16 protein-coding genes are annotated in these 14130 nt (G+C 46.0%); 12 read left to right on the forward strand and 4 right to left on the reverse strand.

Going from position 1 to position 14130, the window contains the following annotated elements; translation table 11 throughout:
• Window positions 1-2 precede the first annotated feature (2 nt).
• The gene (locus AZI86_RS14535; protein WP_061835988.1) at window positions 3-1328 is read right to left on the reverse strand and encodes a TolC family protein; all 1326 of its coding nucleotides are present in this window, start codon (window positions 1326-1328) and stop codon (window positions 3-5) included.
• Window positions 1329-1413: 85 nt separating this feature from the next.
• Between AZI86_RS14535 and AZI86_RS14540 the strand changes: the two genes are divergently transcribed.
• The 8 genes from AZI86_RS14540 (at window position 1414) to AZI86_RS14570 (ending at window position 10207) form a co-directional block, all read left to right on the forward strand.
• The gene (locus AZI86_RS14540; RefSeq protein WP_061835989.1) at window positions 1414-1896 is read left to right on the forward strand and encodes a MarR family winged helix-turn-helix transcriptional regulator; all 483 of its coding nucleotides are present in this window, start codon (window positions 1414-1416) and stop codon (window positions 1894-1896) included.
• A 69-nt stretch (window positions 1897-1965) separates the two neighbouring features.
• Window positions 1966-2049: a K(+)-transporting ATPase subunit F gene (kdpF, locus tag AZI86_RS19515; protein ID WP_081111948.1), complete on the forward strand. Its 84-nt coding sequence runs from the start codon at window positions 1966-1968 to the stop codon at window positions 2047-2049.
• Between the two features lie 12 nt (window positions 2050-2061).
• Window positions 2062-3753 (forward strand): potassium-transporting ATPase subunit KdpA, encoded by a 1692-nt coding sequence (gene kdpA, locus AZI86_RS14545; protein ID WP_061835990.1) that lies wholly within the window; start codon window positions 2062-2064, stop codon window positions 3751-3753.
• Between the two features lie 11 nt (window positions 3754-3764).
• On the forward strand, window positions 3765-5840 hold the full coding sequence (gene kdpB, locus AZI86_RS14550) for a potassium-transporting ATPase subunit KdpB (protein ID WP_061835991.1): 2076 nt from the start codon (window positions 3765-3767) through the stop codon (window positions 5838-5840).
• Between the two features lie 9 nt (window positions 5841-5849).
• Window positions 5850-6374 (forward strand): potassium-transporting ATPase subunit KdpC, encoded by a 525-nt coding sequence (gene kdpC / locus AZI86_RS14555; RefSeq protein ID WP_061835992.1) that lies wholly within the window; start codon window positions 5850-5852, stop codon window positions 6372-6374.
• 13 nt (window positions 6375-6387) lie between these two features.
• Window positions 6388-9060, forward strand: a complete 2673-nt coding sequence (locus AZI86_RS14560; protein ID WP_061835993.1) for a sensor histidine kinase — start codon at window positions 6388-6390, stop codon at window positions 9058-9060.
• Window positions 9057-9737, forward strand: a complete 681-nt coding sequence (locus AZI86_RS14565) for a response regulator (RefSeq protein ID WP_061835994.1) — start codon at window positions 9057-9059, stop codon at window positions 9735-9737. The genes AZI86_RS14560 and AZI86_RS14565 overlap by 4 nt, the downstream gene beginning before the upstream one ends.
• Window positions 9738-9829: 92 nt before the next feature.
• Window positions 9830-10207 carry a hypothetical protein gene (locus AZI86_RS14570; RefSeq protein ID WP_061835995.1) on the forward strand — a complete coding sequence of 126 codons (378 nt, stop codon included), beginning with the start codon at window positions 9830-9832 and terminating at the stop codon, window positions 10205-10207.
• On the opposite strand, the gene AZI86_RS14575 is transcribed toward AZI86_RS14570, so the two are convergent.
• Entirely contained in the window at window positions 10194-10481 is a 288-nt protein-coding gene (locus AZI86_RS14575; RefSeq protein WP_061835996.1) for a hypothetical protein, read from the reverse strand. The genes AZI86_RS14570 and AZI86_RS14575 overlap by 14 nt on opposite strands.
• 256 nt (window positions 10482-10737) lie before the next feature.
• Between AZI86_RS14575 and AZI86_RS14580 the strand changes: the two genes are divergently transcribed.
• The 4 genes from AZI86_RS14580 (at window position 10738) to AZI86_RS14595 (ending at window position 12966) form a co-directional block, all read left to right on the forward strand.
• Window positions 10738-11127, forward strand: coding sequence for a helix-turn-helix domain-containing protein (locus tag AZI86_RS14580; protein ID WP_061835997.1), 390 nt, complete (start codon window positions 10738-10740; stop codon window positions 11125-11127).
• Window positions 11124-11651, forward strand: a complete 528-nt coding sequence (locus tag AZI86_RS14585) for a hypothetical protein (protein ID WP_061835998.1) — start codon at window positions 11124-11126, stop codon at window positions 11649-11651. The genes AZI86_RS14580 and AZI86_RS14585 overlap by 4 nt, the downstream gene beginning before the upstream one ends.
• A gap of 8 nt (window positions 11652-11659) precedes the next feature.
• Window positions 11660-12010 (forward strand): hypothetical protein, encoded by a 351-nt coding sequence (locus AZI86_RS14590; protein ID WP_061835999.1) that lies wholly within the window; start codon window positions 11660-11662, stop codon window positions 12008-12010.
• A 71-nt stretch (window positions 12011-12081) separates the two neighbouring features.
• Window positions 12082-12966: a hypothetical protein gene (locus AZI86_RS14595; protein ID WP_061836000.1), complete on the forward strand. Its 885-nt coding sequence runs from the start codon at window positions 12082-12084 to the stop codon at window positions 12964-12966.
• A 38-nt stretch (window positions 12967-13004) separates the two neighbouring features.
• Here the strand turns inward: AZI86_RS14595 and AZI86_RS19055 are convergent, their stop codons facing one another.
• On the reverse strand, window positions 13005-13934 hold the full coding sequence (locus AZI86_RS19055) for a GNAT family N-acetyltransferase (RefSeq protein WP_081111949.1): 930 nt from the start codon (window positions 13932-13934) through the stop codon (window positions 13005-13007).
• Window positions 13935-14087, reverse strand: coding sequence for a hypothetical protein (locus tag AZI86_RS19255; RefSeq protein WP_157684718.1), 153 nt, complete (start codon window positions 14085-14087; stop codon window positions 13935-13937).
• Window positions 14088-14130: the final 43 nt, after the last annotated feature.

A 14130-nucleotide genomic window follows, 5' to 3' on the forward strand; every position in this document is an offset into this window, starting at 1 on the left:
CCTTAATTAAATTGAACTAATTTTTCACCGGTGCTGAGCTCTAAATTGACGATGGCTTCAATAGCCCCGACTTGAGCGTTCACAGCACCTGCTTTGGCGCGATACAATTCAGCTTCTGCATCCAGAACATCTGTATTGGTTCTTGCCCCGACTTTTTGTCCTTCACGCGAAAGGCGCACACTTTCTTCGGCTTTCACGATATCATTTTTACGAGACTCATAAACCGAGCAGAAATACACAAACTTACGCTTCCAAAAATCAAAATCGCGTTGGGCTTTAAGCTCGGACTGACGTAAGGTTTTTTCGGCTTGATACTTTTGTTCAATACTTTGTTTGGATTTTGAAATCGAGCTCATTCCGTCAAATAAATTCCAGGTCAACATAACCCCGTACTGATAAGCATCCCGGAATTTATCATAGTCATCAAAACGATCATCGCGGTTATTGTAGTACTGATACTGGCCAAACAAAGACACTTGCGGTACTAAAAAGCGCTCTGCCGCATCTTCTTGATGACGAAATCCCTCCGCCCGTGCTTGCAAAGCTTTTAAGTCTTTACGTCCTTCGTGATTCATTTTTTCTAATTTAGAAACAAGATCCGACTTTAACTGCGGCAGTGCTCCGTCCACAGAAGCGATATCCTTATCTTCACCTAAAGCCTCGCTGAGGCGCGCTTTGGTCGAGTCCACATTGTCTGTGGCATTTAAAAGCTCAGACTGAGCTTCACTCATTTGCACTTCGATGCGTAGCACGTCTAAGTTTGTCGCAGATCCGACCTTTTTATAAAGACGGACATCTTTTAAATGATCCTCTAAGGCGCGCACATTTTGTTCGGCGACGGCTTTTAACTCTTTTGCCGCCAGGGCTTTATAAAATAGCACAACGACTTCGCGCTCGACTTGAAACCGCGTCCAGTCGAAATCATCTTTTGCAGACTCCTCAAAAGACTCGGCACTCCAGTATCTATTCATACTGCGCAAACCATCAAAGACACTCCACTGAGCCGTTAACAGAAAATTAGTCGTGGGCACGATTTGTGGGATCGTCAGCGGACCATTGCCAATATTTACATCTGTCAGGGCATATTTTTTATCAAATAGATAACTGCCCGAGGCGGTCAGCGTAGGCAAAAAACCCGCATAGCTTTCCGTTTTCTTCCAGCCGGTTTCACGAAAAACGGACTCCGACTTTTGCACCTTGGGCGAATGCCCCAGGGCTTCATCCACCGCTTTTTGCAGTGTCAGAGTCTCGCTTTGCGCCAGAGCCTGGAGATTTATATTGAGACAAAGGATTAGAATTACGAGAGGGGTCAAAGTATTTAACTTCATGGAATCACCTTTATGGAATAGTTTTACTACAAAACCGTTTGCAACACAAACGATTTGCGGTACGATCTAAAAAGGAGGTCCCAAAATGAAAACCAAAAAGAAACCTACTGATAATGAGACTTCCGCATGTTCGGTGGAGGGTCGCTATAATGGGGTCCACCCGGTCTTAAAAGCTTACTTCGGATATTGCTTTAACAAGGCGGCTTTAAAATATAAAAGCCTGTTGATGACCGAACTTGAACCCTTAGGCCTGGTCAGCCCACAACTTGGAATCTTAAAGCTTCTCCATGTCTTAGGCCCGGTCAGCCAGATTGCCCTGGGTCAAGATATGGGTATTGATAAAGCCTCCATGGTCAAATTCATTGATGGTCTTGAAAAGAAAAAATGGGTGCAACGCCTGCCCGACCCCAACGATCGCCGTATCAAATTGGTCGGCATTACCGCCAAAGGTAAAGACGCGGTCAGCAAACTTTCAGAACTACACGTCAAGGTCGCCGAAGAGTTCCTAAGCCCTTTGACAAAGGCCGAACAAGCCCAGCTTAAAAAGCTCGTCTCACGTTTAACCTAACACGCCCCGTTTTTATATCGTTTTTACGCCCCTTAAAACTAGTCTGTAAAAGCACAACATGGAGCTTTTATGGAACTATATCTACTTTTAGGCATTAGCGTCGGCATCCTGATCTATTTAACTTACGCCCTCCTTCACCCTGAGAAATTTTAAAGGGAGGCGCCCATGAACACCTTCGACTCTCTGCAGTTTCTATTCTTTATTGCGGTTCTTATCACCCTGACTCCGCCACTCGGGGCCTATATGGCCAAAGTGTTTCAAGGGGAACACACTTTCATGCATCCTGTCTTAGGATGGATGGAACGCCTGATTTATCGCATGGCGGGAGCCCCTGAAAACGAAATGACCTGGAAACAATACGCCGTCAGCCTGATGGGGTTTAATTTTTTAGGCATCATGATTTTATTTCTCATCCAGATGCTACAGGGGTTTTTACCTCTAAATCCCCAAGGTCTTTCGGCGCCCTCTTGGCATTCGGCTTTAAACACGGCAGTAAGCTTTGTGACCAACACCAACTGGCAAGGTTATTCCGGCGAAATCACCATGAGTTACTTCACCCAAATGCTGGCCTTAGCCGTGCAAAACTTTGTCAGCGCAGCCGTAGGCATTGCGGTGGCAGTGGCCCTCATCCGCGGGATTTCTCGTCGGTCTTCAAAATCCATCGGGAACTATTGGGTCGATATGACCCGCGCCATCGTTTATGTTCTTTTGCCTTTGTCTTTGCTCGGGGCTTTTTTCTTAGTGTCTGACGGAGTTGTCCAGACATTGAACTCTTACGCCGAAGCCGTCACCTTAGAGGGAGCAAAACAAATTCTTCCGTTAGGTCCTGCGGCTTCACAAGTATCAATTAAAATGCTCGGCACAAATGGCGGCGGTTTTTTTAATGCCAACGCGGCTCATCCTTTTGAAAATCCCACAGCGCTCTCTAACTTTATTCAAATGCTGATGATCTTCCTTATCCCTGCCGCTCTGACCTACACCTTTGGCTCCATGACCAAAGCTCGTCGTCACGGATGGGTGGTGTTTGGCGTGATGCTGGCTCTTTTTGTATCTTTAACAAGCTTGTCTTTGTTTTCAGAATATCACCGCAACCTCGCCTTAGGAATCCAAGGACCTTCTATGGAGGGAAAGGAAACTCGATTTGGAGTTTTTAATTCCGTTCTTTTTTCTAGCATCACGACAGCCGCTTCTTGTGGCGCTGTCAATATGATGCATTCTTCTCTCACCCCCCTTTCCGGCGGCATATCCATGTTGAATATGATGCTCGGGGAAATTGTGTTTGGCGGTGTGGGCGCGGGTCTTTATGGAATGCTGCTTTTTATCCTGCTCACCGTTTTTATTGCCGGTCTGATGGTAGGCCGAACACCCGAATACTTAGGTAAAAAAATTGAGGCGCGCGAGATTCAGATGGTGATCTTAGCTATTCTTGCTCCGTGCGCGATGATTCTTTTAGGCACGGCTTTGGCAACACTCACTCCGTCGGCTTTAAGCAGCCTTGCGCACAAAGGTCCGCATGGTTTTTCGGAAATTCTTTATGCCTTCACATCGGCGGCCGCCAATAATGGCAGTGCGTTTGCGGGACTTAACGCCAACGTCCCATTTTATAACTTGGCACTTTCTATCGCCATGCTTGTTGGGCGCTTTGCCATCATTTTACCTTTATTGGCCGTGGCGGGAAGTCTTGCCGCAAAAAAATACTCTCCCGCTTCGTCCGGAACTTTTGAAGTCGACACTCCCCTTTTTGGAGTTCTTCTTACGGGTATTATTTTAATCATCGGCGCACTGACCTTCTTACCCGCATTAGCTCTTGGGCCTATTGTTGAACATTTCTTAATGATGCAAGGTCTGACATTTTAAGGATCAAACGTATGAATACGCAAAATAGTTTTTTAAATAAAGATCTTCTTATTCCGGCCCTCAAAGATTCGTTCCGCAAGCTGAACCCCCGAGTGCAAATAAAAAACCCGGTGATGTTTGTCACTTTGATTGGCGCCGTCTTGACCACCTTTTACGTGATTTTCCACATCGGAAGTGGTTCAAAATCTTTTGAATTGCAAATCGCCTTGTGGCTTTGGTTCACGGTTTTATTTGCAAACTTTGCCGAAGCTTTAGCCGAAGGCCGAGGCAAAGCCCAAGCCAGTGCTTTAAGAAAAACACGCACCACTGCCATGGCGCGTCTGTTACGTAATAACATAGAGACAAAAATAGCCGCCGCGGAACTTAAAAAAGGCGACACCGTTATTTGTGAAACCGGCGATCTGATCCCCGGTGACGGCGAAGTGATTTCGGGCATTGCCAGTGTTGATGAATCGGCGATCACGGGGGAATCTGCTCCGGTGATTCGCGAATCTGGTGGCGACCGCAGTGCGGTGACTGGGGGTACGAAAGTCATCAGTGATCGTATTGTCATAAAAATCACCGCCGAAAGTGGGAACAGCTTTTTAGACCGCATGATCGCTTTAGTAGAAGGCGCACAAAGACAAAAAACTCCCAATGAAATTGCCTTAAGCATCGTGCTTTCGGGCTTAACGATCATCTTTGTTTTAGCCGTGGTGACGCTTAAAGCGTTTATCAATTATGGCGCTGGACCTGATTCTGCGACTCATGAAATTGTCACCGTGCCGGTATTGATTGCATTGCTCGTGTGTTTAATTCCGACCACCATTGGGGGACTTTTAAGTGCCATTGGAATTAGCGGTATGGATCGTTTGATCCGTAAAAATGTGATTGCCACGAGCGGCCGAGCCGTCGAAGCCGCCGGCGATATTGATGTTCTGCTTTTAGATAAAACAGGCACCATCACTTTAGGGAACCGCATGGCCAGCCAGTTTATTTCTGTATCCGGAGTTAAAGAAGAGCATCTCGCTTTATGCGCGCAGCTTGCTTCTTTGGCAGACGAAACTCCCGAAGGCCGCTCGGTGGTCGTTTTAGCCAAAGAAAAATACGGCCTTCGCGCAGAAAGTTTAAAGACTGCGCAAAGTCACTTCATTCCTTTCACCGCGCAGACTCGGATGAGTGGTGTGGATATCACGGATAACGGAAACACCCGCCAGATTCGCAAAGGGGCGGCAGACTCTGTGAAGAATTATGTTTCAAGCCTTAAAGGCAATATCCCCCGCGATTTAGATGCGATTGTGGATATGATTTCAAAACAGGGTGGCACACCTTTAGTGGTGACAGAAAATGAAAACATCTTAGGTGTGATTCACTTAAAAGACGTCGTGAAAGGCGGCATTAAAGAACGCTTTGCCGAGCTTCGTAAAATGGGTATTCGCACCGTGATGATTACCGGTGACAATCCCCTCACCGCGGCGGCCATTGCGGCCGAAGCTGGCGTGGATGATTTTATGGCACAGGCCACTCCGGAAACAAAATTAAAACGCATTCGCGATGAACAAGCTGAAGGCCACCTGGTTGCGATGACCGGCGATGGCACGAACGACGCGCCGGCCTTAGCGCAATCCGATGTGGGTGTTGCGATGAACACGGGAACTCAAGCGGCGCGTGAAGCCGGCAATATGGTGGATCTTGATAGCAATCCGACAAAGCTCATTGAAATTGTTGAAATCGGAAAGCAATTATTAATGACCCGCGGATCATTGACCACTTTTAGTATCGCCAATGACGTCGCGAAATATTTTGCGATCTTACCAGCACTTTTTGCGACATTGTATATGACCTCGGGCACTCCGGGGCCCTTGGCAAAATTAAATATTATGAATTTGGCATCGCCGGAAAGTGCGATCTTAAGTGCAGTGATTTTTAATGCCTTGATCATTGTGGCGTTGATTCCACTGGCCTTAAGAGGTGTTCCCTATCGCCCATTAAGCGCGGCGAAAATTTTAAGACGAAATTTATTAGTTTATGGCGTGGGTGGATTACTCATCCCGTTTGTGGGAATTAAAATCATCGACATCCTGATCACAAGCTTTCATTTTATTTAGAGGTGACTTATGAAAACTCTTTGGATTGCATTTAGAATTACCTTAGCTTTCACCCTTATTTGCGGCGTTGTTTATCCCCTGATGGTTACCGGTTTTGCCCAGGTTTTTTATAAAGAAAAAGCCGAAGGTCAGCTTGTCGTGAAAGACGGCGTGGTCGTAGGCTCCTTGCTCATTGCCCAGAAATTCCAACGTCCCGAATATTTTTGGCCGCGCCCGTCGGCCGTGGATTACAATCCTTTGCCTTCGGGAGGTTCTAATTTAGGCCCCACCTCAAAAGCCTTGAAAGAAGCCATCGCCTCCCGTCCCAAAGAATTGGCTTTCGCGTCAGGAAGCGGTTTAGATCCTCATATTAGTCCCGAATCAGCTGCGGCGCAAACCGCTCGCATTGCTCAAGCACGAGGTGTGGATGAAGCTTTGGTGCAAAAGCTGCTTTTAGAACATACAAATGGCAGACAATGGGGACTGTTGGGTGAACCCACTGTAAATGTGTTGGCTTTGAATTTGGCTCTTGATAAAGTCAGTGGCAGTCACTAGGAGCTGACGACCCGTGGATCAAGACAAGCGTCCCAACCCAGAAGATCTTTTAAATCAACTCAAACACGAAGAAGCTAAAAATCACCGTGGCCAGTTGCGGGTTTTTTTAGGCATGTCAGCCGGAGTAGGAAAAACCTATGCCATGCTGACAGCGGCCCATCAAAAAGTTCGTGAAGCTCGCAATGTAGTTATTGGTATTGTTGAAACTCACGGGCGAAGCGATACAGCCCGTTTGCTAGAAGGATTGAAAGTACTTCCTCGAAAAAAACTTATTCATCGCAACTCTTCATTTGAAGAACTAGATATCGATGCCATCTTAGCCTTAAAGCCGGAACTCGTGATCGTGGACGAATTGGCCCACACTAACATCCCAGGATCCCGCCATAAAAAACGCCATCAAGATGTCCAAGAAATCTTAGATGCCGGCATTGATGTTTACACGGCTTTAAACGTTCAACACTTAGAAAGCCGTAAGGATGCCGTTGAAAGCATCACCGGGATCACGATTCAAGAAACCGTCCCTGATTCTATTTTAGAGCAAGCCACGCAAATCGAACTTGTTGATATTGCCCCGAATGAACTTTTAAAGCGCTTAAAAGAAGGAAAAGTTTATCTCGGCGACAAAGCCGGAAGAGCCGCAGAAAACTTTTTTAAAGAAAACAAGCTCACCGCTTTGCGCGAGATCGCCTTAAGAATCACCGCTGAGCGAGTCGATCAAGATTTACAGCGCTTTAATACTGGCAAAAGCACGCCCTGGCAGACGAACGAGCGTCTGCTGGTCGCTATTTCACACAGCCCGTCTTCAGAAAAACTCATTCGGGCGACTCGCCGCTTGGCTTACAACCTGGAAGCACCTTGGATTGCCGTGCATGTTGATACCGGAATTCATCTTAATGACGAAGATCAGCTGCAATTGCAAAAAAATATTCAGCTCGCACAAGAACTTAAAGCCGAGGTCATCAATATTACAGAAACAGATTTACCGCGAGCCCTGGAAAAATTAGCTCGCGAAAAAAATGTCACGCAAATCATCGTGGGACGCCCGACCCGCCGTTGGTTTAGACATGTGCTTGAAGGGGGATCTCTTTTAAACAAACTTGTTCGTGATCATCACGAGGTCGACGTGCACGTGTTGCGGCAAGATAAAGTCGTCGTTCCGCCAAGCTTGATGACGGAAATATTGATGTTACGGTCGCAAACCGGTTTTGCCAAATATTGGTACACGTTGTGTTTCCTTGTCGCTTTAAGCATTGCGGGCGTCGTCCTTGTTCCCGCCGTGGGCTATCGCTCGGTGGGATTTTTATTTCTTTTAGGCGTGATGATCGTGGGATTTTTTGGCGGTATGGGCTCCGTGATGTTGGCCGCCAGTTTAAGCGCCTTAATTTGGAATTTTGGTTTTATTCCCCCGATTTTTACGTTTGCGATTTTTCAACCTGAAGATGTGATTTTATGTTTTTCATATTTCGTCGTGGCCCTAGTCACAGGATTTTTAACGCAAAGGATTCGTTTTCATGAACGTCTAATGCGTGAACGTGAAGAACGCACCAATGTTTTATATCAAACGTTAAAAGATATTTCCGAAAGTCCTAGCTCCAAAGAATACATCCCCAAAGTCACCGAACGCGTGGGTGAACTTTTACAAGCCCACTGTGCCGTCGTTTTAAGAACTCTGGATGGGGATCTTGAAAGACACACTCCGCAAGGACGATTAGAGGAAAAAGAATTCGCCGTGGCCCAGTGGGCTTACCAGAACCAAAAAATGGCCGGCTGGTCCACGGACACCTTAAGCCAGTCTAATTCCCTCTACATTCCTTTAACCGGAACGTCTGAAAAGATCGGGGTTTTTATATATAAACCTGAACGTCGCATTCGTCGTTTAAGTCCCGACCAAGGCCATCTTCTTTATTCTATCACGGGCCAATTGGCTTTAGCTCTTGAACGTGAAGTTTTTAAAGAACGTGCCCAAGAAACTTTGCGCTTAAAAGACTCTGAACGCTTGCATCAGACACTTTTAAACTCCATCTCTCATGAAATTCGCACGCCTTTGACCGTTATCAGGGGACTTGGCACGGGACTCAGAGCACAAAGCCCATCGAATGCAGATTTAGAAAAACTATCCCAGGACTTAGATGAAGCCAGCGATCGCTTAAATCGCGTGATCGAAAATCTTTTAGATATGAGTCGTTTAAACTCGGGCGCTTTCGCATTAAAATTAGAATGGCAAGATCTTAGCGACATCTTAAGCGTGACATTACGAAAATTGCAAAAACCCCTAGATGGCCACCCGGTCCATTTAGATATCAATGCGCAGCAAGGACTCTTGCACGCGGACTTCCGCCTTTTAGAACATGCACTTTCAAATATTATTTTAAACTCCACGCAGTATGCGGGCGAAGGCTCTCAAATATGGATTCGCGCTGAAAATCAAGCCGGCTTTGTTCAGGTTGTGATTGAAGACGACGGCAAAGGCATTCCCGCCGAATTGCGAAATCATGTTTTTGAAAAATTCTATCGCGTCCCGGGAACGGCCCCCGGGGGGACGGGTCTTGGACTGTCGATCGTGAAAGGTATTATTGAACTTCACGGCGGAAGCATTGTCTGCACGGAGAGGCCGCCCCAAGGCACCCGCTTTGTAATCACGCTTCCCTTAAAACCCCAACCCTCTTTACCGCAGGAAGCCCCATGAACGAAGGCGTTCGCATATTAATCGTTGATGATGAAGCCCCTATCCGCAATGTTTTGCGCCTGCACCTTTCTGAAAAAGGATACAAACTTTCAGAGGCTAAGACCGCGGCGGAAGCTTTGGAGCAAGCCTCTGGCTTTCATCCTCATTTAGTGATTTTGGATTTGGGCCTTCCTGATAAAGATGGCTATGAAGTTTTAAAAGAACTTCGTGCATGGACCACCGTGCCCGTCTTAGTTCTGACCGCAACCGATGATGAATCCACAAAGATTCGATTGCTAGATAAGGGAGCAGACGACTATCTGACAAAGCCCTTTAGCCCGGGAGAGCTTCTGGCTCGCGTGCGTGTGTGTCTTCGTCACAGTGGGACGGTGGAAGCCACCCCGATTTTCGAGTCCGGTGATTTGCGCATCGATTTAAATGCCCGCCTGGTGACCGTCGATGGCGTGCCTATCAAACTCACCTCCACGGAATATGAAGTCCTCGCACGCCTGGCACGTGAACCGGGCAAGGTGGTCGCACAAAACACCTTGCTGCGACAAATTTGGGGAGTGACGGCCGAAGATCAGACTCATTATTTACGCATTTATATTAAACAACTGCGCAAGAAAATTGAAAAAATCCCCTCGGAACCCGTGCATATTCTGACAGAGCCGGGTGTGGGTTACCGCCTGATTTAATTATTCTAAAACTGCATATTTATTTACTGCAATTCACTTTTACTGAATAGATCATCTCGAATATAAGAAGCCCATTCAAAAGGGAGTCTTAAATGAAAGCATTGATTTTTACGGTATTGGGTCTTTTGATAGGAACTCAAAGCATGGCGGCAGAGCCGACGTTGACCTGCAAGCTTGTCAGCGGCAAAGACGTCCACAGCGTTTCTTTGGAATTAAAAGAAGGATACACATATCAAGATGAATACACGACCACCGGAGAAGACTTCGATTTGGGCCTCGTCCTAGATAGTGACTGTGCAGGCCGGGAATGCCAAGCAAGCCTGGTGATTACCTCTCAGATCGTCGAAGACGAAGTCGGCAGCACGGGTTTTAAATTTCAAAAATCGGCAGAAGGTGTGGTCTATAAAGAAAAATTGGAAAACGTCCCAGATAAACGTAAATACACGCTTATCTGCACTATCGTCCCATAACCTGCACGCGCACTCCAGAGGTCTCTTCCACCGAGGCCTCTTTGGCCACCTTGGCCGCTTCATCGCTTTTGCGCAGATAAAGAGCGCTTACAAAATAACGGGCTTCTTTTAATTTACAAATTTTTTGAGAGTCTTCGGTCTGGCAGCTTTCAACGGTGAACGGACCTAATTTGGGGCTCATGGTTAAACGGACTTTATCCCCTTTGACGAAGGCCAACGCCGATTGTGAAACCAGAAAAATCAAAATAACCGCACTTGTGATAGCCAAGGCCATGCACATCCCCCCATTTTATTTATGTCTTTAGGAATTTTTTAATGCCTTCTCTAAGATGTTGTAAAGATACGACGCATTCACCGGGGTCCTAGGTAGTTCTTGAACCTCCAGCGCCCTCGAATCTGCCGAATGATATTTACCCATGTAAAATCCAGAATTTAGGAGCTAAGAGATGTAAAATTTGCCTCTATTTATAGCTTTTCATGCGTTTTCATCACAAATGGGCTATGTCCTCAAGCCTCACTTCTGAGGGGCCATGAGTAAAAAAAGTATCGCTAGAAAAACCAGCACTTTGCACTTAGGACCCACAATTGCGCGGTTCATGGCGCGCCATGGGATTCGCCAAGTTGAACTCTGTGAAGAGGTCGGCATGACCCCGGCGCAAATGAGCAATTTCTTACGCGGCCGCAAGGATGTGACTTCTTCAAATCTAATGTTGATCCTCGAAGCACTGGGGATTGATATTACGACCCTTATTCGTCGGCAACTAGGAGAAACTGAAAACCTCCATGACACCGTGAGATCACAGCTTATTACTTTACCTGATTGTGAACGTGGCACTTTAATGATGTTTCTGCAGTCTTTCCAAAGTCGCTTTCAAACTGATCATCGCCGGCAAAAACGTGCGGCTTTGGATACTCCATGAGTTCAATTTTAGTTCAACCTCACATCAATCAAAGAGAGATCGACAGTCTTTTAAAAAAAGATCTTCGCTATTTGATGGTTTTTGCGATGGCCGGAATATCCCCGCGCCGTCATATTGATGAAATCGAAGATCTTTTTACGGCAAGCATCATCAGCAAAAACGAATTCCGCGCTCTTCGCAATGCATTGCTCAAATTCGGATATTGGCAACTGGATCCCTTGGGCTATGTCATAGTAACAAAACAACATGTGGACTTAGGCGATCTGACGTTGCATGAATTCACCAACATGACTTTAAACCTTTTAAGTCGTGCCAGTGAAAACGGCCCTTGTTATTTAGAAAATCTTTTTATCGTGACTAACGAGTCCTTAAAAAAAGAATTTTATCTGACCATTAATAAGACTTTAAAAACATTTTTGCAGAAATCTCAAGAGGTTGAAGGAGATCGCCTGGTCGCTTGGAACCATATCGCTATAGATTGTGGTTCGCCGACAATGATCATCCCGCCACCTCTTTTTAGTTAGGAATTGCTATGGGCTTAGTGATGTCTATTATCACCGTGATGCTAGTTTTTTGTTCGAGTGTCTTCGCCCAATCTATTGGTGGGGGTTTAGGTGGAGATCGCCCTAAGACGATGCGGTCACTTACGATTCGACCCATGGTGATTCAACCCGCCGCAATGGGTTGTAATGAAGTGCAAGACTTTATCATTAAACACGATAAAGCTCGCGTGAACTTCAGATACAAAAAGGTTCCTGGATATCAGGTCATTTTCTCTCGTTATGCGATTGCTTGCGGCAATGTGCGTATGCAAACGCCTATTGCCGTACGGACTAAGGACCGCGAAAGCTGTTATGTCGGCTTTGTGTGCGGGGGCGGATAAGTAGAGGAATTTATAAAATTCTCGATTTAAGACGAATCGCCTTTTTGCCGATAAGATCTATAATGAGGGTGATGACTAAAACTCTGCATTTCATTTATACTCTGACCTTTATCGTCGGATGCATTTTTCCAAATATCGTCTTGGCAAATGCCGCTGAGCTTACCGCTTTGGGCAAAAAATCTTTCATGAGCGATTTAGGCGAAAAGATCTTTTATCGCACAGATCCCGAACTGATGGATAAAGTCGCCTTCACCAAAGCTTGCAATAAACACGAAGGCAGCACGGCCCTGGGGTGCTTTAATGGTCGCAAGATATTTCTATTTAAAATCCCGGAGCCGCAACTTGAATACATGATCAGCGTCACGGCCGCCCACGAGATGTTGCATGCCGCCTATGATCGTCTTGATAAAGAGGAGCGCGAAAAAACCGATAAATTACTTTTGGCCGTCCAAAAAGGTATCACGGACGCAGATATTTTAGAAAAAATCGAAGACTATCGCAAAAGGGATGCCTCCATTCTGCCAAGCGAGCTGCATTCCATTATTGGCACAGAGATTCTTAATTTACCTTCTGAACTTGAGGCTCATTACTTAAAGTACTTCTTAAACCGCAAAGCCTTGGTACGTCTTTCTGAAAATTACTATCAGGATCTACAGGCTCGCAAAGTGTCGTTAAAGAACACGGATTCACGCCTTGATGAATTAAAAAAAGACATTGAACTGCGCGCAAAAATTCTGCGCACCAAACAAAGTCATCTCAACGTTTTAAAGCGGGAGATCGACGAAGAAGCCAGCCGTGAACGCATTGAAAACTTCAATACTTTGGCGACCCAGTTTAATCGTGAGCTTAAAATCTATGAACAGATGATCGCCAATTATAATGCCTTAGCCAAAGAACGAAATTCTCGGGCTAAGGAAAATAAAATCCTCTATCAGGCCTTGGATTCAAAGATTTAATTACAACTAAAAATCCCGCAACAAAACGTCGCACAACCTCAAGACGCAGCTTGAGCCCAAATTAAGGCTTGAGGCTTTTCTATAAACGTCCGCATTTGCATGATTTTTCCATTTTTAAAAACAAACCCATCGGCAATATGCGCATCAATCCATTTCGTTTCGTTCTTTACCCTCACGTGCACATGCACCGGAACAACGACTTTATCACCGTAGAAAATAAAATCTTCTGGAGTGCAACTGCCTTCAGCCCAAGTGCCTCGCCCTTGAGCAAAGTGCGGCAACAATTCAGCGTAACCACGATATGTTCCCGATGTAGGGAATCCTTCGGGCTCGATTCTTTCACCTTGTGGATCAAAAAAGTAAACAGCCGTTGGCGTATCGCCGCGGTTAAGGGCCGCGTAGAGCTCCTTTAAGATTTCCTTTTCAGAATGCATATCGGCCCCCAGATGTTCTTTAAAATATTCCGCGGTGATCTCAAAGACGACATGTTTTTTGCCATCAAGATCTGCGGTTCCGATAAGTCTGCCCCCGATTTTTTCCATTGCCATGCGGGAACGCGTGTTCGTCTCGCCCACTTCAAAATGAACCACGTCTACAAAACGAAAGGCGTGAGCCAGCATGGTCTTTTTTAAATCTCGATTATAAGACCCGCCCCAGTATTCTTTCCGCAAGAAGGTGTAACCAATAAGAACGAGGTTTTTATTTAAATCTAGGCCGTAATAGCGCGAACTACCGACGACTTCTTGCGTTTGGGGGTCCATGATCGCAAAGGCTCCGCCAGATTTAATGGCGCCATCGAAGTATTTTTGAAAAACATCTTTTTGATAGCGCGTGGATTGAGGATGTTGCTCCCAGATTTGGGGATCCGAAGCGGCCTTATAAAGCGATTCAAAATCTGCAGGACTCAAGGGCCGAAGCTCTAATAAAGAGCCTTTTAGAAAGGGTTGAAGCTCAAATGCGCCGTTCATTTACTTTGTTGCCGGCGCTGAAACCGAGGCCGGTTCGCGGCCAGGAATAGTTTGGTTACGAATTCCCCAAACATAGCCCACAAAATAAGCAATGCACCCTATGGCGGCAAAAAACATCCATTTTTTAAGTCGTCCGACTAAAACTGTCTTCATTTTTTAATTTTTACCCGTTGACAAGAACCTGTGGCAACTGTAA

The organism is Bdellovibrio bacteriovorus (assembly GCF_001592735.1).
GTDB lineage: Bacteria > Bdellovibrionota > Bdellovibrionia > Bdellovibrionales > Bdellovibrionaceae > Bdellovibrio > Bdellovibrio bacteriovorus_D.

Excerpts from the sequence above, each read along its gene's own strand:
- AZI86_RS14535 (WP_061835988.1), bottom strand. The coding sequence starts at position 1,328 with ATGAAGTTAAATACTTTGACCCCTCTCGTAATTCTAATCCTTTGTCTC.
- AZI86_RS14540 (WP_061835989.1), top strand. The coding sequence starts at position 1,414 with ATGAAAACCAAAAAGAAACCTACTGATAATGAGACTTCCGCATGTTCG.
- kdpF (WP_081111948.1), top strand. The coding sequence starts at position 1,966 with ATGGAACTATATCTACTTTTAGGCATTAGCGTCGGCATCCTGATCTAT.
- kdpA (WP_061835990.1), top strand. The coding sequence starts at position 2,062 with ATGAACACCTTCGACTCTCTGCAGTTTCTATTCTTTATTGCGGTTCTT.
- kdpB (WP_061835991.1), top strand. The coding sequence starts at position 3,765 with ATGAATACGCAAAATAGTTTTTTAAATAAAGATCTTCTTATTCCGGCC.
- kdpC (WP_061835992.1), top strand. The coding sequence starts at position 5,850 with ATGAAAACTCTTTGGATTGCATTTAGAATTACCTTAGCTTTCACCCTT.
- AZI86_RS14565 (WP_061835994.1), top strand. The coding sequence starts at position 9,057 with ATGAACGAAGGCGTTCGCATATTAATCGTTGATGATGAAGCCCCTATC.
- AZI86_RS14570 (WP_061835995.1), top strand. The coding sequence starts at position 9,830 with ATGAAAGCATTGATTTTTACGGTATTGGGTCTTTTGATAGGAACTCAA.
- AZI86_RS14575 (WP_061835996.1), bottom strand. The coding sequence starts at position 10,481 with ATGGCCTTGGCTATCACAAGTGCGGTTATTTTGATTTTTCTGGTTTCA.
- AZI86_RS14580 (WP_061835997.1), top strand. The coding sequence starts at position 10,738 with ATGAGTAAAAAAAGTATCGCTAGAAAAACCAGCACTTTGCACTTAGGA.
- AZI86_RS14585 (WP_061835998.1), top strand. The coding sequence starts at position 11,124 with ATGAGTTCAATTTTAGTTCAACCTCACATCAATCAAAGAGAGATCGAC.
- AZI86_RS14590 (WP_061835999.1), top strand. The coding sequence starts at position 11,660 with ATGGGCTTAGTGATGTCTATTATCACCGTGATGCTAGTTTTTTGTTCG.
- AZI86_RS14595 (WP_061836000.1), top strand. The coding sequence starts at position 12,082 with ATGACTAAAACTCTGCATTTCATTTATACTCTGACCTTTATCGTCGGA.
- AZI86_RS19055 (WP_081111949.1), bottom strand. The coding sequence starts at position 13,934 with ATGAACGGCGCATTTGAGCTTCAACCCTTTCTAAAAGGCTCTTTATTA.
- AZI86_RS19255 (WP_157684718.1), bottom strand. The coding sequence starts at position 14,087 with ATGAAGACAGTTTTAGTCGGACGACTTAAAAAATGGATGTTTTTTGCC.